This is a genomic window from Yoonia tamlensis (genome assembly GCF_900115105.1).
Classification (GTDB): domain Bacteria; phylum Pseudomonadota; class Alphaproteobacteria; order Rhodobacterales; family Rhodobacteraceae; genus Yoonia; species Yoonia tamlensis.
Genome location: NZ_FOYP01000001.1, coordinates 637,338 through 659,703 on the forward strand (window position 1 = coordinate 637,338; position 22,366 = coordinate 659,703).

Sequence of the window (22,366 nt, forward strand, 5' to 3'; positions counted from 1 at the left end):
TTATCGCGGGTTTGCAGTCGTTGAGACTTAGGTCGGCAAACGTAGCAAGCGCGTGACACGCAAAATCAGGGGCGTAAGATGGCATTTATTTCCGAACTACATTTTCGCGGGTCCGGCGTGGTGAATTCAGGCGAATTCGTTGAAATCACGCTTGGCCCAGATGACGACCCAAACGATTTTGTTGTTTCGGTTTATGATGACGACGGGACATTGCACACCAACGCAGGGATTGCTGGCGGTGAAGTGAACCTTGGCACATTGATCGGAATTCCGCACCCAGATGACCCGACATTTACGATTTACGTGATCTCGGTCGGGATAAAGAACGCAAATAGCGATGCCAACGAAGGCAGCGGCATCGCCCTGACTAATGTTGATACAAATACCGTGCTGTCATTCTATAGCGCCGATAATATCGCCGCATTTACCGCCACCGCAGGGGCCGCAAGTGGCGCGACCTCCGATAATTTTCTGGAACACACCAATGTTGCCATCGGCGAAAGCTATCAGTGGGATATCTTTGGCAATCTGACATTCGGGACGATTGATGCCGGCGATTCCGTGCTTTGTCTCTCGGGGCACACGTTGGTTAGCACGCAAAAAGGCGAAATCCACGCGCAAGACCTGAATGTGGGCGATCAAGTCTGGACAGCGGACCACGGGTATCAGCCGATCCGCTGGATCGGACGGACGACGTTAACGCCCCATTACATCGCCCAGCATCAAAACCAGCAACCTATCCGGATTGCAGCCCATAGTCTGGCGCAGGGTTGTCCGGCCAGCGATTTGATGGTGTCACGCCAGCATCGGGTTTTGATAACATCGCCTGTGGCCAAACGCATGACTGGCGATGCCGAGGTTCTGGTTCCCGCCGCAAAACTGGCGGGATTTGACGGCATTGACGTGATCACTCCGTCCGAAGGGATCACCTATGTGCATATCTTATGCGATAACCACGAGGTGCTGATCGCCAATGGCGCCTATGTGGAAAGCCTGCTTTTGACCAGCTATGCGCAGATGGCGGCGCCCAAAGGCACCGATGGCACCCGCCTGACGCTTGCAGATGCAATGCAGCCCGCGCGCAAGCTGGTTGATGGCAAACAGGCCAAACAACTGCTTGCCCGTATTGCCAAAAATAAGCGGCCCCTGTTCGAACCGGATAAGATCCGCCCGAACAGTGTCGCGCGCCGCGCCTAGTCCTTAGCTGGCTCGGTTTGGCGTGCCGCTAGCATCAGCACCGCATAACCAAGCACACCCGACACCAGTGACCCTGACAAGACGCCAAGCCGGACCTGGTTCATAAGTGCCGCGTCGTCAAAGCTGAGCGAGCCGATAAACAACGACATGGTAAAGCCGATCCCCGCGAGACAGGCAATGCCGTAGATATGCGCCCAAGTTGCCCCGTGTGGCAGCCGCGCAAAGCCCAGTTTAACCATCGCAAAGCTGACACCAAAGACCCCGATCTGCTTGCCAAGGATCAGCCCCAACGCGATGCCCAGCGGCAGCGGTGCAAACAGATCGCTAAACGACAGCCCCGTTAGAACCACACCCGCATTGGCAAAAGCAAAGACCGGCACAATCAGATACAGCACATAGGGCGTCAGCCCGTGCTCAATCGCGTGCAATGGCGATTTGCCGTAGCGGTCGGTGAGCGGGATCAAGAAGGCCGTAACAACACCTGCCAGCGTTGCGTGAACGCCGGATTTCAGCACAAAGAACCACATGATCGCACCCAGCAGGATCGAAGGCGCAATCCGGTGTGCGCCGCGCATATTCTGCACGATCAGCCCGATCAATGGCAGGATCGCAAGGAACAGGTAGTCGACCTTGAGATCAGCGGTATAAAACAGCGCGATAATCACGATGGCCCCAAGGTCATCCAAAATCGCCAATGTCAGCAAAAACACCTTGAGCGATGCCGGTGCGCGGGTGCCGACCAGTGCCAGAACACCCAAGGCAAAGGCGATATCGGTCGCCGCAGGGATCGCCCAGCCGTTGATCGTGGCCGCGTTGCCCCAGTTAAAGATAATGAACGCAAGTGCGGGCACAATCATCCCGCCCACGGCGGCCATGCCCGGCAAGATCACATCGCGCGGATTCTTGAGCTTGCCTTCGAGAATTTCGCGCTTCAACTCAAGCCCGATCAGGAAAAAGAAGATCGCCATTAGCCCGTCGTTGATCCAAAGGATCGCAGGCTTTTCCAAACCTTCGCCGTTCACGGTAATCGCGAGGTAAGCCCCCAAAAAGCGGTCATAAAGCGGCGCAAGCCCCGAATTCGCGACGATCAACGCCGCGACGGCGGATGCCATCAATAAGATGCCGCCAAAAGCGTCGTGACGAAAAAAGCGATCGAGCGCGGCGCGAAGTGCCATATCTGGGTTTCCTGACTAATTTTGTTATAGCTTCGTGCCCATCTAAGCTCTGTGGGGCTTGCATCAAGGGGAAATTGCGGATTTCCTAAGAAAAATTGCAATGATTGCACGGTGACCGCCATGTTTACACTTGATCACATTGCCGTTGCGGCAACGGACCTACAAAAGGGCACAGATTGGGTGCAGGCGCGCTTGGGTGTCGCATTGCAGCCGGGTGGCGCGCATCCGCGCTATGGCACACATAACATGCTGCTTGGCCTTGCGGACGGGCTTTACCTAGAGGTGATCGCAAAAGACCCCGCGCAAACGCCACAGGCAGGGCATAGCTGGTTCGGGCTCGATCATTTTTCAGGTGGGCCGCGGCTTGCCAACTGGATTTGTCGGGCGGATGATCTGGCCGCTTATGAAGCTGTTGCAGGCCCCGCGCAGGCGCTGACGCGCGGTGATCTGCAGTGGGATATCACAGTGCCGGATGGCGGTGATTTGCCCCATGGTGGCGCGTATCCGACACTTTTGCGCTGGGCTGCTGGCACGGTGCATCCGGCCCAAAAACTGACCCCGTCGGGGTTGCGGCTGGTGGATTTTTGCGTGGCCCATCCCGATGCCCGAGCGATTGCACAAATGCTGCGCATGGATGACCCGCGCATCAGGTTCGAAACCGGAACGGCAGGGTTTCGCGCGACCTTTGACGGGCCCGACGGCGAAAAGGTGCTGTCATGATCCGCGCCGCAACACCCGCTGATGCCGCGCAAATCGCTGCAATCTGGAACTACGCGATTCGCGAGACGACCATCACCTTTAACCCCGACGAAAAATCCACAGCCGAAGTTGCTGCGCTGACCGCGCAGGCCTGTCTGGTCTGGGAAAAGGGTGGCCGTATTATGGGGTTTGCCCGCTATTTCCAGTTTCGGGGCGGGGCAGGCTACCGGTTTACTTGTGAACATACGATCATGCTACACCCCGACGCGCAGGGGCAGGGCGGCGGGCGGCAGTTGCAGCTGGCGCTTTGCGCCCATGCCAAAGACGCAGGCATGCACACGATGTTTGCAGGTTGCAGCGGTGATAATCCGGGGGCGGTGCCTTTTCATGCGGCACTCGGGTTCGAAAAGGTTGCAACCCTGAGGCAAGTGGGGTTCAAGTTCGACAAGTGGATCGATTTGATCTTGATGCAAAAGCACCTGTGAAAGGAATGCAAATGTCGATCTGGGCGCGCATTGCCGATGCGCTAGCGGCGCTGACAGCGGGCGAAGGGCTGTCAGCAGTTTTTGAAAAACTGCGCACGGCGCCCGACCGCACTGTGGGGTTTGCCATCGCGGTGATTGCATTGGGCGCAAAAATGGCCAAGGCCGACGGGCAGGTGACCCGCGACGAGGTGATCGCCTTTCGCGAGGTGTTCACGATCCCCCCCGAGGAAGAGGCCAACGCCGCGCGCGTTTTCAACCTGTCGCGACAGGATGTCGCCGGCTACGAGGCCTATGCCCGCCAGATCAAGGCGATGTTTGGCGATGATGACACGCCGCTTTGCCATCTGCTCGAGGGGCTGTTTCAGATTGCGACTGCAGACGGGTTTTACCACCCCAACGAAGACGGGTTCCTACAAAATGTGGCTGAAATTTTCGGCTTTGACGAACGGCGGTTTCGGGGCATCCGCGCGCAATTTGTCAAAGACGCAGACCGCGACCCCTATGATGTCTTGGGCGTGGCGCCCGATGCGCCGTTGGATCAGATCCGCAAAGCATGGCGCAATTTGGTGCGCGAAACCCATCCCGACCGGATGATCGCGCGCGGCGTCCCGACAGAGGCGGTCAAGCTGGCCGAACGGCGCATGGTCGCCATCAACCGCGCTTGGGATGACATACAGGCCAGCCGCGCATGAGGATCGCCACATATAACGTTGAATGGTTCGACCGGCTGTTTGACGACAATGGCGCGCTAATTAACGATGACAGCTGGTCAGCGCGTTGGGATGTCACCAAAGCACAGCAAACTGCGGCTCTGGGCATTGTTTTTCAGGCGCTGGACGCAGATGCGATCATGATCATCGAAGCACCTGACACCAGCCCGAGCCGCAGCACCGTGCGCGCGCTTGATCAATTTGCGGCGCATTTTGATCTGCGCTGCAATACCGCCATCATCGGCTTTGCCAATGATACGCAACAAGAAATCGCACTGCTGTATGACCCGCAGGTAATCAAGGTGGCCCATGACCCGCTGCATGACGACCAATTCCCGCGGTTTGACCAGACCTTTGCGATGGATGTCGATGTCGATGCCAAACCGGACCCGATCCGCTGGTCAAAGCCGCCGCTTGAACTGGCGCTGGACGGGCCAGCCGGGCCGCTGCGCCTGATCGGAGTGCATGCCAAATCCAAAGCCCCGCACGGCGCCCGATCGGAGGCCGAAGCGATCCGCATTTCGATCGAAAACCGGCGCAAGCAACTGGCGCAATGCATCTGGCTGCGGGGCCGCGTTGAAACACATCTTGGGCGGGGCGATGACCTGATTGTCTTGGGTGACTTTAATGACGGGCCGGGACTCGACGAATATGAAAAACTGTTCGGGCGTTCAGGCGTCGAGGTGGTCTTGGGCGAAGCCGACGCCGCGCAGATGTTTGACCCGCATGCACGGCTGGCGCTAAGCCGCCGTTTGGGCGCAAGCCCCGTATCGGCGCGTTTCAAACGCAAAGGGCAACCCTATTTGCAGGCATTGCTTGATTACGTCATGGTATCGCCGGGGCTGCGCGCGCGCGGCCCGCACTGGCAGATCTGGCACCCGTTCGATCACCCCGCCTGCTATGAAAATATCGTCCTACGCGAAGCGCTTTTGCAGGCCTCTGATCATTTTCCGGTGGTTTTGGACCTGCCCGATCATCCCGCCTAGACTTGCGCGCATTTGATCACCGCAAACGCAATATTGTCCTGTTCGGGATCATCAAGTGTTTCAAGCGCCGCGAGCAATGCATCGGCCGTCGCTTGCGCCGGTTGCAGTCGGGTTTGTGCCAGAATGTCACAAATCTGGTGTTCTGGCAGGTATAGCAACCCGTCGCTGGAAACGATGATCACGTCGCCCGCGCAAATGCGGGTCGGGTTTTCCGGACAGTCGACGGTCTCGATTTCGCGGCCGCGAATGACGGATGCCAAGGTACTGCGGCTGGGATGATCGCGGCCTTCTTGTTCGCTAAGCGCCCCGATCTTGACCAGCATGTCAATTTGCGGCGCCATCGAGTGATCCGCGTTCAGGCGTTGCAACGCGCCGTCACGGCACAAAAACAATGGCGAATCCCCCACGGATAGCCAAGATAGCGCGCCGTCACGTATCACTGTCGCCAGAAGTGTCGTGCCCATGCCGTAGGTTTCATCATGCGCCTTGGCATGGGCGCCAACCAGCGCATTTGCGCTTTGGGTGGCTTGGGTCAGCACATCGGTGATTGCCACCTGTCCAGCCGCGATTTTGGCCGGTTGCGTGGTGATCTGGCGAAACACTTCGGCGCAGGCAATGCCGCTGGCCACATCACCCGCAGCATGGCCGCCCAAACCGTCAGCGACCACGGCGACGCAGGTGTTTTCACCCTCCGCTTTTTGGGCTTGCAACGTGTCTTCTTGATATGCGCGGGCGCCTTGATGCGTGGCGGTTGCCAGATCATAGCAGAGTGCAACTTCTAAACTGTCTATATTTTCCGCCAATTGCGGTCTCCTACGCGTGGTCTGTCGGGCCTAGCTAGGGGCATATCGTGGTAATCAAATGCTGAACCAGTGGCAAAATCATGTCCAAGGCCAGCTATTTTTTGAACGTAAAGCTCACGGTCGCGTCAAGCGCGCTGGCCAGTGCATTCAGCCGGTTTTCCGCAACCTCGCCAAATAGCGGGCGGGCGTGTTCCGTCAGCACAAGCCGCAATGTACGTTGCCGCGAGTTCCATTTCAAAACACCCGGCGGTTCATCCGCCGACAGCCACAGCATCGCGCCCAATCGCATGGCCTTGCCCAGAATCTGCGCGTCTTTTATTTGGGCGTCGTCAAGCATCGCAAACAGCGGGGCAAAGCGGGTCTTGTCGGTCTTGCTGGTATAGCGGTGCATCAGCGCCATCCCCAGAAATACCCGTTCATAATGCTTGAGCCCGCCAAGATTGGCGCGGGTTGCGTTGTCAAATGTGACTTCGGCGCGGTAATCGGGATGCGCGCGCCAGCTGACGTCATGCAACAGGCAGGCGGCTTTGATGATCCGTGTCCGCTGCCAATTGGCGCGAGGGAACAGCGGTTTGACAAAATCATAAAGCAACCGCCCGAACCCGGGCAGACGCGCGTCCTTGGCTTCGGCAAAACGGCAGGCTTCGATCAGCGGATCACGTTCGCGCAGCGCGCGCGGCATCTGTTCGAACAACATGCCTTCGCGAATACCGTAGGATGAAACGGCAACGTCTTTGGGTTTGAAAACACGTATCAATTCGCGCAACACGATGGATGCCAAAGGCACCAGTGCCATGCGGGTATCGGAAATATTGCAGCGGCCACGCAAATCCTGCAGGTCGGATTGGTCGATGTATTTTGCGGTCTTGCTGATCTGGCGCGATGACATGCGGTATTCGTGCAGCACCGTCAGCGGGTAATTGCGCCGTTCCATATCGACCCGCGCAATCGCGCGCCATGAACCGCCGACCAGAAACAGGCGCATGCCGGTTTCATTACCCATTTCATTATGCAAACGCGCAATCGTCTCGCGTACGAATTCCTTGACGGCTTTCTTGCCGCCCTTGATTTCACGCAATTTCAGTGGCCCCAACGCAGAGGTTACGCGTTGCCCGACCCGCCCGTCGGAAAGATCGGCAAGCTCCATCGACGAACCGCCGATATCGCAAACCAACCCATAGCTGCCTGGCCAGCCAAGCAGCACACCTTGTGCGGAAAGCCTTGCTTCTTCTTCGCCGTCGATAATCCAAAGCTTCACGCCGGTTTCGCGCAGCACTTCCTCGCGGAAATCGGGGCCGTCGCTGGCCTCGCGGACGGCGGCGGTGGCCACGGCCGTCAGCGGCAAAATGCCCATCCCTTCGGCCAGCGCCGCAAAGCGCCGGATCGCCGAAAGCGCGCGCACGCGCCCTTGCGGGTTCAGGTGCCCCGTCTCGGACAGGCCCGCGCCCAAGGCGCACATGATTTTTTCGTTATAGAAATAAGCAGGCGACCGCGCGGCACCATCAAACACCACCAGACGGACAGAGTTCGAACCGACATCAATCACACCGACACGGCTCAGGCCTTTGGCTGCTTCATCGTCAAACAGCGGGCGCCCGAACGGTCCCCAGTCGATTGTTTCGGGTTGCTGTGTCATGATGTCCCCGCGTCATTGCGACCGCAAGCATGAAGGTCATGATCCGGCCAGTCAATCGCTAGCTGCCCTGTTTTCGCCTAGACCGCAAGCGGCCTGTCGGCGTGACATCAGTCATCCGTATGCGTCAGTTGCGGCACGTCGGATGCACCGGCGGATCCGCGTCCCGACAGCGACGGGTTTTCCATAAAGAAGCGGTGGCAATTGAACGCAAATTCGCCTTCGGTGATTTCGGCGCGGGTAAAGCTGCCATCGGCGGCCATCACCCAGCTTTGGGCGACATCTGCCATATTTGCGGCCATGACCTGCCCGACGATTTGCGCTTTGACGGTCGGGTTCTTGATTTCCACCAATGTTTCGACGCGGCGGATCAGATTGCGGCCCATCCAATCGGCCGAGCTGATAAACACCCGTGCCTTTTTGCTGGGCAATGCGGAGCCGTTGCCAAAACAGACGATCCGCGAATGCTCAAGGAACCTGCCAACAATGGACTTTACGCGGATGTTTTCAGATAACCCTTTGACACCCGGGCGCAGCCCGCAAATACCGCGGATCACAAGGCTGATTTTCACGCCATCCTGCGAGGCTGCATAAAGCGCGTCGATCACATCGGATTCGATCAGCGAATTCATTTTTGCCCAGATCGACGCTGGCTTGCCGTTGCGGGCGTTTTCCGCCTCGGCGGCGATGCTATCAAGCAGGGATTGTTTCAGGCTCAGCGGTGAAATCGCAAGGTTTTCAAGGGTCTCGGGCTGGGCATAGCCCGATAGGTAGTTGAACACCTTGGTCGCATCGCGCCCCAGTTTTGCGTCACAGGTGAACAGGCTCAGGTCGGTGTAGATCCGCGCCGTGATCGGATGGTAATTGCCGGTTCCGAAATGCGTATAGGTCACCAGCTTGTCGCCTTCGCGGCGCACAACGGTGCTGATTTTCGCGTGGGTCTTATAGTTCAGGAACCCGTAAACCACATGCGCACCGGCCCGTTCAAGACGGCGCGACTGGCGGATATTGGCAGCCTCGTCAAAGCGGGCTTTCAGTTCGACCAAGGCGGTGACCGATTTGCCGTCTTCAGCGGCTTCACACAGGGCTTCGACAATCGGCGACCGGTTCGACGTGCGATAAAGCGTCTGCTTGATCGCGACCACATCGGGATCGCGCGCAGCCTGCGCCAGAAAGCGCACAACCATATCGAATGTTTCGTAAGGGTGGTGCAGCAGCATGTCCTTTTGCCGGATGGCTGCGAACATATCGCCCTCGTGGTCCTGAACCCGTTCCGGCACACGCGGCGAAAACGGCGGCCAAAGCAGATCGGGGCGGTTGTCCAGAACAAGCTCGCTCAGGTCAGCGATGCCGATCATCCCGTCAACTTCGACAACGGCCTCGGATGTGACGTGTAGCTCTGACATGACAAGGCTTTGCAAGGCGGCGGGTGCCTGCGCAGAAATCTTGAGCCGCACAACCTCGCCACGGCGGCGGCGCTTGAGCGCGACTTCGAATTCGCGCACCAGATCTTCGGCTTCGTCCTCGACCTCCAGATCGCTGTCGCGCAGTACCTTGAAGGCGCAATTGCCCTTGACTTTATAGCCTGGAAACAGCTGACTGATATGCAGCAAAAGAAGCTCTTCGAGCGGCAAAAAACGCTGCCCCTGATCTGACGGCACCGCGACAAAGCGGTCAATTTGCGCAGGCACCGGCAAAAGCGCGCGCAGGCTGCGTTTATCGGTCACGCGTTCAAGCTGCAGCGCCAGTGCAAAGCCTTCGTTGGGGATAAACGGGAACGGATGCGCGGGATCAATGGCCAGCGGTGACAATACGGGGAACACCTGTTCCAGAAACACATCTTCAAGGTATTTGACGTCGTCTTTGGACAGTTCATGGCGGGTCAGCAGATGAATGTCCTGACTGCCCATTTCGGCCTGCAGTGCGGTAAAGATCGTTTGCTGGTGGGCCATCAGTTTACGCGCATCCGCGTCAATCAACACCAGTTGTTCGGCAGGGGTCAGCCCGTCAAGCCCGGGCGTGACATTGCCCGCATTTGCCAGTTCGCGCAGCCCCGCGACCCGCACGCTGAAAAATTCGTCAAGGTTGGCCGCAGATATCGACAAAAACCGCAACCGTTCCAGCAATGGCACACGGGGGTTTTCGGCCTCTTCGAGCACGCGCCAGTTAAACCCGAGCCAGCTTAGCTCGCGGTTCACAAAACGGGCCGGTGTTGCCAGATCAATATCGAGTTCGGTCGGCGCAGGAAACGCGCCATCAAGAAAATTTGTTGTGTTCATAACGGCCTTATACGCCACAGTTGTTGCGGCTTTGTGACAATTATTGCGCTTGGGCGGTTACTTGTCCAGAAGCTCTGCGGCGAGTGTCTTGTTGATCTTGCGCCCGTTGGCCAAAGCCGCCGCATCAAGCCGCGCCACAATATCGGCTGCCGCCGCAAACGAACGTTCGATCCGCGTGGTCAGATATTGCACCAATGCGGGTTTGGGCATGATTTGTCGGTCGGCAAAGAGCTTCATGATCAACGCAGAAAGCAGCGCATCGTCCGGATTGTCGATTTGGGTGATGGTGCAGGCCTGCATCCGGCTGGCAAGATCGGGCAGGGCGATTTGCCAGCGTGTCGGCGGTACCTGCGCGGTCATCAATAGCGTGCCGCCGGTGTTGCGCAGGTGGTTATGAAGGTGGAACATGGCTTCTTGCGCGGTGGCGGGCAGGTTTTCCATATCCTCGACAATCACGCTGCTGGCGCTGGGCTGGAAATCCGCAGGGAGCATTGCGGCTTTGATGGTTTGCGCGTTGTGCTGGGTCTGGAATATGCGCGCCAGATGGCTTTTGCCGCTGCCTTTGGGGCCGACAATTACCAGTTTGCGGTCGGGCCATGATTGCGGCGCGGTCAGCATCGCAAACGCTTGGGCATTTGCGGCCGATACGAAATAATCGTTCGGCCCCAGCGCAACCCCCGTTGGCCAGCGGAATGTCAGTTGTTCGGCCATGTCTATTCGTCCGTCGACAGTCCGCGGTATAGGCGGCCACCTTTGTAATGCTCGATCGCGTAGCGGATCAGCACGCCGATGATCGCTGCAAGCGGCACGGCAACCAGCATCCCCACAAAGCCGAACAGCGACCCGAATACCGACAGGGCAAACAGCAGCCAAACAGGGTGCAACCCGACAGAGCTGCCAACAAGTTTCGGGGTCAGGATATTACCTTCGAGAAACTGACCGAACCCGAAGATGCCCGCGACAATCCCGATCCGCAGCCAGTTTGTACCATGCGCGACGGCCACACCGTCCACCATCTCGGTGCCGCTCCAGAACTGGAACAGCGCCAGCCCCACGGCCAAAACACCGCCGACAAGCGCGCCGACATAGGGGATAAAGGTGACAAGACCCGCGATAAAGCCGACGATGAGGCCAAATTTCAGCCCCGCAATCATCAGCGCAACCGCATAATAGGTGCCAAGGATCAGGCAAACGGTGCCTTGGCCGCGAATGAACGATGCCAGCGTATTGTCGATCTGGCGCGCCAGCATGCGCACCGTTTCTACATGGTCGCGCGGCACAAGTTCATCAATGCGCGCGGTCATCCGGTCCCAGTCAAGCAGCAGGTAAAACGCTACAACCGGCACGATCACCAGCAAGATCACAACGTTCAGCAATCCGATCGCAGAACTCAGCACGCTGTTCATCAATTCGCCGCCCTTGGATTGGATCGCTTCGCCAATTGCCAGCAATTGCTTGTGCACGGTGCTTTCGGAATCCAGAATAGACGGAAACCGGTCTGTCAGGGCTGCTTGGAGACGCGAAAACAATTCCGGCGCGGTATTCACCAGTTGCGTGGTTTGTGAAATCAGCGTTGGAATGACCAGCAAAATCAATATGATAAACACAACTGCGGCAGCAAGCGTGATAATCGTGACGGAAACTGTCCGGCTGAATCCCATCGCTTCAAAACGGTCCGCAATCGGATCAAGGCAATAGGCAATCGCGCCGCCCAACACAAAAGGCAGGATCACATCGCCCAGAAACCACAGGGCGATCAACAGAACAGTCGTTGCGATTCCCCAGTATTTTGCTTGTTGTTGGACTGGCAGCGCCATGGTTTTCCCCTTGGTATTTGCACAATTAGATGCGGTATGCAGCAGGCCCTTGCAAGGGTTGCGGATGAAATATCAGGCAATTGCGGCCCATTTGCTTAAATCTGAGCGCTTGCGAGGGTCGCTTGTGCAGATTAAACCCGATGCAACTGATTTTCCCAAGAAGGCCAATCCCATGCGCATGAGCCGCTATTTTCTGCCCGTTCTCAAAGAAACCCCCCGCGAGGCGCAAATCGTCAGCCACCGCTATATGCTGCAGGCGGGGATGATCAAACAAGCCAGCGCGGGCATCTATTCGTGGTTGCCGCTCGGGTTCAAAGTCCTGCGCAAGATCGAAGATATCGTGCACGAAGAACAGGCGCGCGCGGGTCATATCGCGATCCAGATGCCAACCATTCAATCGGCGGACCTGTGGCGCGAATCCGGCCGCTATGATGCTTACGGCGATGAAATGCTGCGGATCAAGGACCGTGGCGGCCGCGAGATGCTGTTTACGCCCACGGCCGAAGAACTGGTCACCGACATTTTTCGCGCCCATGTGACCAGCTACAAAGACCTGCCGCTGACGCTCTATCAAATCCAGTGGAAATTCCGCGACGAGGTCCGCCCGCGTTTTGGCGTGATGCGTGGCCGCGAATTTTATATGAAAGACGGGTATAATTTCGATCTGACCAAAGAAGACGCGCTGCACGCCTATAACCGTCATCTGGTCAGCTATCTGCGCACCTATGAACGGCTGGGCCTGCAAGCAATCCCGATGCGCGCGGATTCTGGCCCGATTGGCGGCGATGATACGCATGAATTCCTTGTGCTGGCCGAAACCGGCGAATCCGAGGTGTTCTATGATAGCGAAATCACCGATCTGAAATTCGGTGACCGTGAGATCGACTATGATGACAAGGCCGCGTGTCAGGCCGTGCTGGAAGAATTCACCAGCCGCTATGCGCGCACTGATGAAACCCATGACGAAGCGCTGTTTAACGAAGTCCCCGAGACACGCCGCAAAGTTGCGCGCGGTATCGAGGTTGGTCAGATCTTTTATTTCGGCACCAAATATTCTGACGCGATGGGCGCAATGGTCGACGATGGAAAAGGCGGCAAAGTGCCGGTGCACATGGGATCGCACGGCATTGGCGTGTCGCGTCTTTTGGGCGCGATTATCGAGGCAAGCCACGACGACAAAGGTATCATCTGGCCCGAAGGCGTCACCCCGTTCCATGTTGGCATTCTAAACATGCGTTCGGGCGATGAAGCCTGCGACGCTGCCTGTGAAGACCTGTACGCGAAGTTCACCGCAGCGGGGCTGGAACCGCTTTATGACGACCGTGATGAGCGGGCAGGGGCCAAGTTTGGCACGATGGATATGATCGGCCTGCCATGGCGGATCACTGTTGGCCCGCGCGGGATCAAGAACGGCGTGGTCGAAGTCACCTGCCGCCGCACAGGCGAGGCTGTCGAAATGCCGGCGGCAGATGCTATCGCAAAAATTCAGGCGATTTACGCGGCGCTTTGATGGTCCGTTTTCTTGGCGATCAGAAACACTGATCCGTCGGCGCGCGGGCGGAAGGTCTCGGTTATCTGCAGACCGGCCGCCGCGTGCGCTGCGATCAATGCATCTTTGGTCAGGGGCACGACCTTGGGCAGCAAACCGGTTTTGCCGATCCAGGGTAGAATGCGCACCATGAACCCGCCCGTATCGCCCAGGCACGCGGTCGAGGTAACAACATAGCCCTCCGGCTTTACGCGATCTGCAATTTCGCGTAACCCCGCTGCGGGATCATCCAGCAGATGCAAAAGAGACAGTGCAAGCGCCACGTCATAGGTTGCACCGTTGGTCGGTAAATTTGCCAATGCCGCAACGCGGAACGTGACATTACTGATCGCCTGCGCATCTGCTTTGCCTTGCGCAACTGCGATCATTGCAGGTGAAAAATCGATCGCGTCGATATGGGCCACTGACGGTGCGTGATACAAAGCAGTTGTGCCGGTCCCGCAGCCCACCTCGAGAACGCGCATCTGCGGGCGCAAAATCGCCTTGGTCATCGCAAGCTTGGTTTCATAGCTGGGCTGGTCCGCGACAGGGTTGCGGGCATAGCGTTTGGCGATGATGTTCCAGAAGGTTGCTCGGGACATGGGAATTATCCTTTCAGGATGTGGCCAGCGGTGTGGCAGGGCGCCTGTGCAGGCGGGCAATGATCAATTCGGCGACGCCAATTGTGACAACCCAAGAAACCGCAAAAACCAGATCGGCAATGACGCCCGCGGGGGGCTCGCCAGTGATCAGGTAGACCGGAAACAGGATAAACGACACCAGCGATTGCCCGACGCCGACCGCATAGGCGCGGATCATCCAGTCGCGGTGACGTGGCAGGTTGCGTTTGCGGATTGCGGCCAGCGACACCGCAAGCATCACCAACAGGGTCGCGCCCCCCGCGATGCGCATACTATCAATAAGCAGCGATGATGTTTGCGGCAGGCCCGCAATCAGGCCCAGCCCGGTCAGCGCCATCACCGCGCCGGCCAACACGAATATGCGGCCGGTGAATTTGTGCAGCCAGCCGAATTTGCGCGCCAGTACGCGCCCGAATTGCAGCGGACCCAACAGGGCAAACGTGGCCCCAGCGGCAGCATGCCCCCAGTAATGCAAGGGCATCTGCATCAGATGCGCTGTGTCCGCAGGTGTCTGGCCCAACGGGATTTGCACGACCCGCACAAGCGCCATCATGATCGGAATACTTGACAAAAACAGCAGCGCAGCTGCGACAGATATCGGGTTCACAGAACGGCGTTCCATGGGATTTCCTTTCAAAAATAATACCTTGGTGGCTAGTCCGGGTCAGGGTTGAATGTGAAAACCTCGCTTAGGGGTTTGCCGAATAAGGCGGCAATCTGAAAAGCCAGCTCAAGCGAGGGAGAGTATTTCGCATTTTCGATTGCAATGATTGTCTGGCGCGTAACGCCGACCGCCTCGGCAAGCGCTTTTTGCGTCATTTCGTCAGCGTCGAACCGGCAGCGCCGGATATCGTTTGTGATGCGCAGCTTTGCCATTTTTTACAGGCCAAACCGGTAGGCGGCCAGTTTGAACACCTCGCTTGCCACGGCCCCAAGGGCAAAGCTGGCAAGGATCAGATTCAGCACAACCAGCGCAGATGCGCCAATTGCCAAGACACCAAGGGCCAGCAAAAACCCTGCGCTGATCAGTACCATGGACAGTTGCATTGCCCGTTTGCCGATATGCGCGTCCCTTTCATCTGTCACAAAGCTAGGGTTGGCCGTTCCAGTGAAAATGGCGTGCCCGATATTGAAAAGGATCGTGACAACGATCGTGACGACAACACATGCAGGGATCATCCACAAAACCGTGCGCGCCCATAGCGTCAGCCCGTCAGGACCGTCAAAGCCGCCATCGGCCCATGTGCCCCAAATGCGCCCGCCGAAATAGACAAGCACAATCAGGCTGGTGATCAATCCGGCAACGGTATTGCGTTCTTCATAGGACATGGGGGCGGCCCTCAAGAGGTTAATGATTCTATGCTTAAGGTATGTAATCTTGTACTTGGTGTCAAAGATATTTTACACACAAATGATTGACCTTTGATGAATGACCCGCGTGCGCGCAGGCTTTGCTCTGTACGGGCTTGTCTGCTAGACTGTGCGCAAAACAACGGATCGAGCAGGTTCACATGATCAAGATTTTCTCGCTGGCGGCAGGGCTGGCCACGGGGGCATTGTGTAGTCAGGTTCCCGAATTTTCGCAGCAATACCTGCAACGGCTTGGCGGTCAGGTTGATGCGCTGACGGCCGTTGTGCTGGATTTTGATGCCTCTGCGCTTGCGTCGGGGCTTGGCCGCGAAGAAGCATTGGCGCAATTAAGTGGCGCGGCGTTTCTGGATGCCCGACAGGTTGACATGCGTGCGACATTCGCAAGACACGCGCGGCTGAGCGATCATTTGTTAACGCTGCGTGCGGCGACCCCGATGCAACGCATGATGATGCCGCACCGGATGACCGATGTCGCGACGTTTCAGGCCACATGGGCTGATTTCACGCCCGCCTTGCCCATCAGCACCGCAGGCGCCGTTGCGACGGGCAGCGGATTTATCGGCGGATGGGCGTTGGTTGGCGCAGTTTTATCGCTCATAGCCTTGCCGTTCCGCCGCGGCCAGCGCAATGTCGCACCGAAACAGACACACGCGCGGATCAAGGCTGATCCTCCGGTGGCGCGGCCAACGCCGCCCGTCGCAGCCAAAAGCCACATCCGCCCGCTAGCAGGAGCAAAAAGATGACCAAAGCCTTGATTACTTGGGGTGGCTGGGACGGCCACGAGCCGGACAAAGTGGCCGCAATTTTCAACGCCATCCTGACCGGGGCGGGGATTGAAACCACCGTCACCGATAGCCTCGATTGCTTTGATGATTCTGAGGGCCTTAAGGCCTATGATCTGATCGTGCCCGTCTGGACCATGAGCGATCTTTCCCGCGAAGCGGCCACAAATGTATCAGAGGCCGTTGCGCTGGGCACTGGCATTGCAGGTTGTCACGGCGGCATGTGTGACGCATTTCGCGGGTCGCCTTTGTGGCAGTTCATCACCGGTGCCAATTGGGTGGGCCATCCGGGCGGTGACGGGGTAAAGCACCGCGTGCAAATCACGTCCGACGATCCGCTTGTTGCGGGGATTGATGATTTTGATGTCGCAACCGAACAATATTATCTGCACACCGATCCGGCCAACAAAGTGCTGGCGACCACGCGCACCGATGTGGTCACATGGTATCACAGCGCCAACGGGCCGGTTGATATGCCTGTTGCGTGGACCCGTTCGTGGGGCTTGGGCCGCGTTTATTACAACGCGCTTGGGCATCAGGCATCGGTCATCGCCGATGGCCCCGCCAATGAGATGATCAAACGCGGGCTGCTTTGGGCCGCACAAAGCAAAGCCGCTGCCAAGGGCCGCGATGCGACCCAATTCCAAACCCCCGGTAATCACTGGTAATTCGCCCAAGAAAGAGACCGCACCTATGTCCACCAGACCGTTTGCCAAGTTCGAATGGATGATCGCTTGGCGCTATATCCGCGCCAAACGCGCCGAAGGGGGCATCAGCGTGATGACTTGGATCAGCTTGATCGGGGTGACGCTGGCCGTCTTTGCGCTGATCGCGACGCTGGCGGTGCGGTCGGGGTTTCGTGCTGAATTTGTTGACACCATCGCGGGCGCCTATGCGCATGTCACGGTACAGCAACCTGGCGGCACCATTGCCGATTTTGAAGCCGTTGCCGACCGTATCCGCGCCGTGGATCATGTCACCGACGTCTTTCCATTGGTGCGCGGGCAGGCAATGGCCAGCGCGTCGGGGCGGCTGGGGCTTGCGGATATCTACGGTATCCGGCTGGAGGATCTCAAACGCTCGGACGCGATTGTCGAAAGCGACCGCAGCTATGGCAATATCGACGATCTGCCCAACGGGATCGCGCTTGGCTCTGAACTGGCGGCGAACCTTGGGGTAACAATCGGTGACCGGATCGAGATTACAACCCGTGCCGGTGCATCAACCCCGATGGGGCAATCTACACGGCGCAACGCCTATGATGTGGTCTATATCTTTTCGACCGGACGCTACCAGATCGACGAGGTGCGTGCCTATCTGCCGCTGGATGTCGCGCAGTTTATCTTTAACCGCGACGGGGTTGCGGATGAACTGGCGGTACAGCTTGATGAAGTGATGCTGGCCGAAGGGCTAAAGCAGACGATTGGCGAAACTGCTGGCGACGGCAAATGGGCCTATAGTTGGGAGGACCGCGTGCGCCGCTATCTGCGCGCCCTGACCATCGAAGACAATGTGATGTTTATCATCCTGTCGATCCTTGTGCTGGTGGCCTCTATGAACATTATCTCAGGGCTGATCATGCTGGTCAAAAACAAGGGCCGCGATGTCGGGATTTTACGCACGATGGGGCTGACCGAAGGGTCGATCATGCGGGTGTTTTTTATCTGCGGGGCAGGGATCGGGACCATTGGCACGCTGTGCGGTGTGATCCTTGGCTGTCTGTTTGCCATCTATATCGACACGATATTCAGCTTTGTGAATTACGTCTCGGGGGGCGGGGTTTGGGACCCGTCCATTCGCGGGATCTATGCGATCCCTGCGGAATTGCACCTGTCGGATGTGCTGAAATCTGTGTCCCTGTCCTTGGGTCTGTCATGGATCATCACCATTTTTCCGGCGCGCCGTGCGGCCCGCATGAACCCCGTCGAGGCGCTGCGCTATGAGTGAATATACACTGAACGTCAAAGACCTGACAAAGACCTATAACGCCGGCAAACCCGGCGAGGTGCGCGTGCTGCAAGGTGTGTCGCTTGCGGTAAAACCGGGCGAGGTCGTGGGGCTTGTCGCCCCATCAGGCGCAGGCAAATCAACGCTGCTGCATATTGCGGGGCTGCTTGATAGTGCCGACAGCGGCAGCGTGGCGATTGCGGGCACGGATATGACCAAATTGTCGGATCGCAAACGCACCGCCGTGCGTCGCGACACGGTTGGATTTATCTATCAATTCCACCACTTATTGCCCGAATTTAGTGCGCTGGAAAACATCGTGATCCCACAGTTAGCCAATGGGGTAAGTGACACGGCGGCGCAAGCGCGGGCGCTGGATTTGCTTGACCGAGTGGGCATTGCAGATCGGGCGTCACACCGCCCTGCGGCCCTGTCGGGGGGTGAACAGCAGCGGGTGGCGTTCTGTCGTGCGCTGGCCAATGAACCCGCACTTTTGCTCGCGGATGAGCCCACGGGCAACCTTGACCCTGACACCTCTGATCAGGTGTTTGACGCGCTGATGGGGCTGGTGCGCGACACGGGGCTGGCGGCGGTGATTGCGACGCATAATCTTGCGCTGGCTGCGCGGATGGACAGGCAGGTGCGGCTGACGGCCGGCGTGCTTGAGATGATTTAGATCAATACGACCCCCAAAGAAATTGCTAAGCTAAGCAAAACAGGAGAGCGGATAAATGCGGTATATGATGATGTTTGCGGCGCTTTCATTGGCCGCCTGTGTTGAGGCCCCCGAAAGCGGCGCGCAGATTTATGCGGCCGAATGCGCGGGCTGCCATGGCGCAGATGCCCGCGGCGACGGGCCCCATGCGCGCGGCCTGGAAACGGCCCCGCCGGACCTGACAACAATTGCGGCGCGCAATGGTGGCGTGTTCCCGCGCGACCAGGTTATGAGCACCATCGACGGGCTACAACGCGACGCGCATTTCAGCGCGGCCATGCCGGAATTTGGTGCCGGTGATCTGGGCGAAACTGTGATTGTCGAGGAAAACGGGCTGGGCACGCCGGTTCCGACCAAGCTGCTGCTGCTGACCGAATATATCGCACTGTTGCAACGTACTGAATAGGGCAGGTGGGTTAAAACCCACCCTACGGGGTGTGGCGGGCGAATCGTGGGTTAAGCCCTGTATTTTATGGGGTTTGTCTGGTCGGCGCCGCGTCGGATTTGCGTCGGCAAAACGTCGGGCATTTGTCTGGCACCTGTGCGGTTAACGCTGCGTGCTGTGGGATGGTTCGGAATGGACCGCTTTGCCTAATTCCCTCCCCGCCCGGCATCGCCGGGCAGCGCCCGGGACGGGGCTTCGCCCGTTTTCACTTGAATTGATCCACTGGATCAATTCCAAGACGGTTCAAACCCTCCCCCATGGGGAGGGCGCTTCGCACCCACCCCGAGGTCCAAGCGCTGCCCTAGTTTTCGGAAAAGTCTAGCGATCTATGACGCATGTTATCTATTCATCTTCGCGCCAAGCTTTGTCTTGGGGGTGGCACCCGACAGGATGCAAGTTGGCAAGAAAACTCCATCTAACGAACTCTTTGTTCTTAGATATGGGTAACGGAAGATTGAACAGTACCAAATAGACTAAAGTGCTTATCAAAACGAAAATCCCGAAGGCGGCGCTTACTTTGTAGAGTGCCAGAACTGAAGGTGACGAAATAATAATCCACTGTGAATCAAGCAGGTAGATCCAGAGCGCAACCGCCGGGAATGCAATTGCAATGAAAACGATGCCTGAGATTGCGCTGAGCGTGTTGGAAATTGGATATTTCTCTTTGAACGAGCCATATCCTATCACTGGTGTCGCCAGTTCCATCTCGTCTTGCCCAGTGTATAGCCCGTACATACCCATAGAAAAACCACGGAGAGATAGGCGCCTTCCTTCGTGAACTCTTAGAACTATCAGCATTAATACCGTTTGAGCTTGCATGGCGATAAGAAAGAGTCCCAGGCTGGCGACCACCGTTACAAAGGCTGTTGGAACTGATGCTGTTACGCCTTGAAACGTTAAACTAACGTATTCTTCGTTACCTAGTGAGGACATCAACAGGTAGTAAACAAAAATACCCGCACCGGTTTTTGTCAGTTTCTTTGTGGCGTCGTCTTGAAGTGTTCCTAGCTGTGTGTAGACATCACGCCAATTTGCGTCAGAGGCATTTATGTACCTGAGAGTTGTACGAAATTCATGTTGCTTTATGTTACGCAGCGATACTCTTAATCGTCTATGTTTCAAACATCCAACTCCTCCGCAAACTGCGCGTTTTCTTGAATATACTGGAATCGTAGTTCGGGTTTTTTGCCCATCAGGCGCTCGACCAGATCGGCAGTGTCGCCGGGTTCGTCGTCGGTGATGGTGACGCGGATGAGTTTGCGGGTGGCGGGGTCCATCGTGGTTTCTTTGAGGTCTTTTGCGTCCATTTCGCCCAGACCCTTGAACCGCTGCACGTCGATTTTGCCTTTGCCGCCCAGACCTTTGGCCAGCACCGCGTCTTTTTCGGCGTCATCGGCCACATAGACACGCCGCGCGCCTTGGGTTAGCCGGTAAAGCGGCGGGCAGGCCAGATACAGGTGCCCTTGGTCAATCAGCGGGCGCATTTGCGTAAAGAAGAAGGTCATCAACAGCGCCGCAATATGCGCGCCGTCGACATCCGCATCGGTCATGATGATGATCTTTTCATAGCGCAGATCATCGACGTTGAATTTGGTGCCCATGCCGACACCCAAGGCTTCACAGAGGTCATTGATTTCGGCGTTGGTGGTCAGCTTGTTGGATGCAGCCCCCAGCACGTTGAGGATCTTACCCTTGAGCGGCAAAAGCGCTTGGGTTTTGCGTTCGCGTGCGCCTTTGCCGGACCCGCCCGCGGAATCGCCTTCGACGATGAACAATTCAGTGCCGATCCGGTCTTTGGAGGTGCAGTCGGTCAATTTACCGGGCAGGCGCAGCTTTTTGGTGGCCGATTTGCGCGATGTTTCTTTTTCTTGCTTGCGGCGCATCCGTTCTTCGGCGCGTAGCACCAGAAAATCAAGGATCGCGCCTGCGGATTTTGTATCGGCGGCTAGCCAGTTGTCGAAATGGTCGCGCACGGCGGCATCGACCATGCGTTGCGCGTCTGTTGTCGCCAACCGGTCTTTGGTTTGGCCAACAAATTCGGGTTCGCGGATAAAGCAGGACACAAGCGCGCCTGCACCCGTGGTCAGGTCTTCGCGGGTGATGGTGCCCGCCTTTTTGTTGCCGACCAATTCGCCGTAGGCTTTGATGCCTTTCAGGATCGCGGACCAGAATCCGGCCTCGTGTGTGCCGCCTTCGGGCGTGGGGACGGTGTTACAATAGGACTGGATGAACCCGTCGCGCGTCGGCGTCCAGTTGATCGCCCATTCGACCTTGCCCGGGACGTTGAATTTGTCGGCAAATGATACGTTGCCGGCAAAAGGTTTTTCGGAATAGGTGGTTGCGCCCGCGAAGACCTCTGTCAGGTAATCAGCCAAACCGCCAGGGAATTTGAAGGTTGCCTCTAATGGCGTGTCCCCATCGTTGATCCCTGTTTTCCAACGGATTTCTACGCCCGAGAAAAGATAGGCCTTGGACCGCGCCATTTTAAATAGTGTCTTGGGTTTGAGCGTGAGTTTCCCGAAGATTTGTTCATCGGGGTGGAATGTCACCGCGGTGCCGCGCCGGTTGGGGGCTGCGCCGATTTTCGCAAGTGGCGCTTGTGGCACCCCGCGCGAGAATTCCATCATGAACAGTTCTTTGTTGCGCGCGACCTCGACCCGCAAATGGTCTGACAGCGCGTTCACCACCGATGACCCGACCCCGTGCAAACCGCCTGATGTCTGGTAACTGTCGCCCGAGAATTTCCCGCCCGCGTTGAGCGTGCAAAAGATGATTTCGAGCGCGGATTTTTCGGGGTTCTTGGGGTGCGGGTCGGTTGGAATGCCCCGCCCGTTATCGCGTACGGTGACATGGCCGTTTTCGTGCAGTTCGACCTCGATCCATGTGGCGTGGCCAGCGACGGCCTCGTCCATCGAGTTGTCGATGATCTCGGCGACCATGTGATGGAGCGCGCGTTCGTCCTTGCCGCCGATATACATGCCGGGGCGCAGGCGCACGTGCTCCATATCTTCCAGCACTTCGATGCTGCTTGCGTTATAGCTTTCGGCGGCTGTCGTGCCGCCCGAGAGAAGATCATTGGCCATGGTGCTGCTCATACTTTTTGTTTCGTGCAGTATGGCAGGGCCAGCGGACAGGTGAAAGGGGGAAGCGGCG

Annotated in this window: 23 protein-coding genes; 11 read left to right on the forward strand and 12 right to left on the reverse strand. The window is 57.6% G+C overall.

The annotated features are described in order from the left end of the window. Positions 1–78 precede the first annotated feature (78 nt). Positions 79–1,197 (forward strand): Hint domain-containing protein, encoded by a 1,119-nt coding sequence (locus tag BM320_RS03325; RefSeq protein ID WP_090196426.1) that lies wholly within the window; start codon positions 79–81, stop codon positions 1,195–1,197. Here BM320_RS03325 and nhaA read toward each other — a convergent pair. Then, positions 1,194–2,372 (reverse strand): Na+/H+ antiporter NhaA, encoded by a 1,179-nt coding sequence (gene nhaA, locus BM320_RS03330; RefSeq protein WP_090196429.1) that lies wholly within the window; start codon positions 2,370–2,372, stop codon positions 1,194–1,196. The genes BM320_RS03325 and nhaA overlap by 4 nt on opposite strands. Positions 2,373–2,492: 120 nt before the next feature. On the opposite strand from nhaA, the gene BM320_RS03335 reads away from it, so the two are divergent. Genes BM320_RS03335 through BM320_RS03350 form a run of 4 tightly spaced genes read left to right on the forward strand, consistent with a single transcriptional unit; the run spans position 2,493 to position 5,252 of the window. Beyond that, positions 2,493–3,092: a VOC family protein gene (locus BM320_RS03335; protein WP_090196432.1), complete on the forward strand. Its 600-nt coding sequence runs from the start codon at positions 2,493–2,495 to the stop codon at positions 3,090–3,092. After that, on the forward strand, positions 3,089–3,556 hold the full coding sequence (locus tag BM320_RS03340; RefSeq protein ID WP_090196435.1) for a GNAT family N-acetyltransferase: 468 nt from the start codon (positions 3,089–3,091) through the stop codon (positions 3,554–3,556). Before BM320_RS03335 ends, BM320_RS03340 begins: the two co-directional genes overlap by 4 nt. A gap of 11 nt (positions 3,557–3,567) precedes the next feature. After that, the gene (locus tag BM320_RS03345; protein ID WP_090200305.1) at positions 3,568–4,248 is read left to right on the forward strand and encodes a molecular chaperone DjiA; all 681 of its coding nucleotides are present in this window, start codon (positions 3,568–3,570) and stop codon (positions 4,246–4,248) included. Beyond that, on the forward strand, positions 4,245–5,252 hold the full coding sequence (locus BM320_RS03350) for an endonuclease/exonuclease/phosphatase family protein (RefSeq protein WP_090196437.1): 1,008 nt from the start codon (positions 4,245–4,247) through the stop codon (positions 5,250–5,252). Before BM320_RS03345 ends, BM320_RS03350 begins: the two co-directional genes overlap by 4 nt. On the opposite strand, the gene BM320_RS03355 is transcribed toward BM320_RS03350, so the two are convergent. From BM320_RS03355 to BM320_RS03375, 5 genes are all read right to left on the reverse strand, one after another. Then, positions 5,249–6,055, reverse strand: a complete 807-nt coding sequence (locus tag BM320_RS03355) for a PP2C family protein-serine/threonine phosphatase (RefSeq protein ID WP_090196441.1) — start codon at positions 6,053–6,055, stop codon at positions 5,249–5,251. The genes BM320_RS03350 and BM320_RS03355 overlap by 4 nt on opposite strands. 94 nt (positions 6,056–6,149) lie before the next feature. Then, a complete protein-coding gene (locus BM320_RS03360) occupies positions 6,150–7,691 on the reverse strand; it encodes a Ppx/GppA family phosphatase (protein ID WP_090196444.1) in 1,542 nt (513 codons plus the stop codon). 107 nt (positions 7,692–7,798) lie between these two features. Beyond that, positions 7,799–9,967 (reverse strand): RNA degradosome polyphosphate kinase, encoded by a 2,169-nt coding sequence (locus BM320_RS03365; RefSeq protein WP_090196447.1) that lies wholly within the window; start codon positions 9,965–9,967, stop codon positions 7,799–7,801. A gap of 57 nt (positions 9,968–10,024) precedes the next feature. Then, positions 10,025–10,678: a P-loop NTPase family protein gene (locus tag BM320_RS03370; protein WP_090196449.1), complete on the reverse strand. Its 654-nt coding sequence runs from the start codon at positions 10,676–10,678 to the stop codon at positions 10,025–10,027. Between the two features lie 2 nt (positions 10,679–10,680). After that, positions 10,681–11,784: an AI-2E family transporter gene (locus BM320_RS03375; RefSeq protein ID WP_090196451.1), complete on the reverse strand. Its 1,104-nt coding sequence runs from the start codon at positions 11,782–11,784 to the stop codon at positions 10,681–10,683. A gap of 172 nt (positions 11,785–11,956) precedes the next feature. Here BM320_RS03375 and proS point away from each other — a divergent pair, with 172 nt between their 5' ends. Next, on the forward strand, positions 11,957–13,294 hold the full coding sequence (gene proS, locus BM320_RS03380) for a proline--tRNA ligase (RefSeq protein WP_090200307.1): 1,338 nt from the start codon (positions 11,957–11,959) through the stop codon (positions 13,292–13,294). On the opposite strand, the gene BM320_RS03385 is transcribed toward proS, so the two are convergent. Genes BM320_RS03385 through BM320_RS03400 form a run of 4 tightly spaced genes read right to left on the reverse strand, consistent with a single transcriptional unit; the run spans position 13,279 to position 15,282 of the window. Next, positions 13,279–13,914 (reverse strand): class I SAM-dependent methyltransferase, encoded by a 636-nt coding sequence (locus BM320_RS03385; protein WP_090196453.1) that lies wholly within the window; start codon positions 13,912–13,914, stop codon positions 13,279–13,281. The two genes, proS and BM320_RS03385, sit on opposite strands and share 16 nt — an antisense overlap. 13 nt (positions 13,915–13,927) lie before the next feature. After that, complete coding sequence (locus BM320_RS03390) at positions 13,928–14,575, reverse strand: DUF2306 domain-containing protein (RefSeq protein ID WP_090196456.1); 648 nt, start codon at positions 14,573–14,575, stop codon at positions 13,928–13,930. Between the two features lie 32 nt (positions 14,576–14,607). Beyond that, on the reverse strand, positions 14,608–14,829 hold the full coding sequence (locus BM320_RS03395; protein ID WP_090196459.1) for a helix-turn-helix transcriptional regulator: 222 nt from the start codon (positions 14,827–14,829) through the stop codon (positions 14,608–14,610). Between the two features lie 3 nt (positions 14,830–14,832). Then, entirely contained in the window at positions 14,833–15,282 is a 450-nt protein-coding gene (locus BM320_RS03400; RefSeq protein WP_090196461.1) for a hypothetical protein, read from the reverse strand. Between the two features lie 182 nt (positions 15,283–15,464). On the opposite strand from BM320_RS03400, the gene BM320_RS03405 reads away from it, so the two are divergent. From BM320_RS03405 to BM320_RS03425, 5 genes are read left to right on the forward strand one after another with little or no spacing between them, the layout of a single operon-like run. After that, entirely contained in the window at positions 15,465–16,067 is a 603-nt protein-coding gene (locus tag BM320_RS03405) for a DUF2937 family protein (RefSeq protein ID WP_090196464.1), read from the forward strand. Then, positions 16,064–16,774 carry a ThuA domain-containing protein gene (locus tag BM320_RS03410; RefSeq protein ID WP_090196467.1) on the forward strand — a complete coding sequence of 237 codons (711 nt, stop codon included), beginning with the start codon at positions 16,064–16,066 and terminating at the stop codon, positions 16,772–16,774. Before BM320_RS03405 ends, BM320_RS03410 begins: the two co-directional genes overlap by 4 nt. A gap of 25 nt (positions 16,775–16,799) precedes the next feature. After that, complete coding sequence (locus BM320_RS03415) at positions 16,800–18,053, forward strand: ABC transporter permease (protein WP_090196470.1); 1,254 nt, start codon at positions 16,800–16,802, stop codon at positions 18,051–18,053. Continuing rightward, positions 18,046–18,729 carry an ABC transporter ATP-binding protein gene (locus tag BM320_RS03420; RefSeq protein WP_090196474.1) on the forward strand — a complete coding sequence of 228 codons (684 nt, stop codon included), beginning with the start codon at positions 18,046–18,048 and terminating at the stop codon, positions 18,727–18,729. Before BM320_RS03415 ends, BM320_RS03420 begins: the two co-directional genes overlap by 8 nt. Positions 18,730–18,784: 55 nt before the next feature. Beyond that, the gene (locus tag BM320_RS03425) at positions 18,785–19,174 is read left to right on the forward strand and encodes a c-type cytochrome (protein ID WP_090196476.1); all 390 of its coding nucleotides are present in this window, start codon (positions 18,785–18,787) and stop codon (positions 19,172–19,174) included. Positions 19,175–19,555: 381 nt separating this feature from the next. On the opposite strand, the gene BM320_RS03430 is transcribed toward BM320_RS03425, so the two are convergent. Beyond that, positions 19,556–20,335, reverse strand: a complete 780-nt coding sequence (locus tag BM320_RS03430; protein WP_090196479.1) for a hypothetical protein — start codon at positions 20,333–20,335, stop codon at positions 19,556–19,558. Beyond that, positions 20,332–22,296: a DNA topoisomerase IV subunit B gene (gene parE, locus BM320_RS03435; RefSeq protein ID WP_090200308.1), complete on the reverse strand. Its 1,965-nt coding sequence runs from the start codon at positions 22,294–22,296 to the stop codon at positions 20,332–20,334. The genes BM320_RS03430 and parE overlap by 4 nt, the downstream gene beginning before the upstream one ends. Positions 22,297–22,366: the final 70 nt, after the last annotated feature.

Bases quoted from the DNA above. Each gene is read 5' to 3' on its own strand.
- BM320_RS03335 (WP_090196432.1), top strand. From the start codon at position 2,493: ATGTTTACACTTGATCACATTGCCGTTGCGGCAACGGACCTACAAAAG.
- parE (WP_090200308.1), bottom strand. From the start codon at position 22,296: ATGGCCAATGATCTTCTCTCGGGCGGCACGACAGCCGCCGAAAGCTAT.
- BM320_RS03420 (WP_090196474.1), top strand. From the start codon at position 18,046: ATGAGTGAATATACACTGAACGTCAAAGACCTGACAAAGACCTATAAC.
- BM320_RS03395 (WP_090196459.1), bottom strand. From the start codon at position 14,829: ATGGCAAAGCTGCGCATCACAAACGATATCCGGCGCTGCCGGTTCGAC.
- BM320_RS03425 (WP_090196476.1), top strand. From the start codon at position 18,785: ATGCGGTATATGATGATGTTTGCGGCGCTTTCATTGGCCGCCTGTGTT.
- BM320_RS03375 (WP_090196451.1), bottom strand. From the start codon at position 11,784: ATGGCGCTGCCAGTCCAACAACAAGCAAAATACTGGGGAATCGCAACG.
- BM320_RS03405 (WP_090196464.1), top strand. From the start codon at position 15,465: ATGATCAAGATTTTCTCGCTGGCGGCAGGGCTGGCCACGGGGGCATTG.
- nhaA (WP_090196429.1), bottom strand. From the start codon at position 2,372: ATGGCACTTCGCGCCGCGCTCGATCGCTTTTTTCGTCACGACGCTTTT.
- proS (WP_090200307.1), top strand. From the start codon at position 11,957: ATGCGCATGAGCCGCTATTTTCTGCCCGTTCTCAAAGAAACCCCCCGC.
- BM320_RS03370 (WP_090196449.1), bottom strand. From the start codon at position 10,678: ATGGCCGAACAACTGACATTCCGCTGGCCAACGGGGGTTGCGCTGGGG.
- BM320_RS03385 (WP_090196453.1), bottom strand. From the start codon at position 13,914: ATGTCCCGAGCAACCTTCTGGAACATCATCGCCAAACGCTATGCCCGC.
- BM320_RS03410 (WP_090196467.1), top strand. From the start codon at position 16,064: ATGACCAAAGCCTTGATTACTTGGGGTGGCTGGGACGGCCACGAGCCG.
- BM320_RS03365 (WP_090196447.1), bottom strand. From the start codon at position 9,967: ATGAACACAACAAATTTTCTTGATGGCGCGTTTCCTGCGCCGACCGAA.
- BM320_RS03400 (WP_090196461.1), bottom strand. From the start codon at position 15,282: ATGTCCTATGAAGAACGCAATACCGTTGCCGGATTGATCACCAGCCTG.
- BM320_RS03325 (WP_090196426.1), top strand. From the start codon at position 79: ATGGCATTTATTTCCGAACTACATTTTCGCGGGTCCGGCGTGGTGAAT.
- BM320_RS03415 (WP_090196470.1), top strand. From the start codon at position 16,800: ATGTCCACCAGACCGTTTGCCAAGTTCGAATGGATGATCGCTTGGCGC.
- BM320_RS03350 (WP_090196437.1), top strand. From the start codon at position 4,245: ATGAGGATCGCCACATATAACGTTGAATGGTTCGACCGGCTGTTTGAC.
- BM320_RS03390 (WP_090196456.1), bottom strand. From the start codon at position 14,575: ATGGAACGCCGTTCTGTGAACCCGATATCTGTCGCAGCTGCGCTGCTG.
- BM320_RS03360 (WP_090196444.1), bottom strand. From the start codon at position 7,691: ATGACACAGCAACCCGAAACAATCGACTGGGGACCGTTCGGGCGCCCG.
- BM320_RS03345 (WP_090200305.1), top strand. From the start codon at position 3,568: ATGTCGATCTGGGCGCGCATTGCCGATGCGCTAGCGGCGCTGACAGCG.
- BM320_RS03340 (WP_090196435.1), top strand. From the start codon at position 3,089: ATGATCCGCGCCGCAACACCCGCTGATGCCGCGCAAATCGCTGCAATC.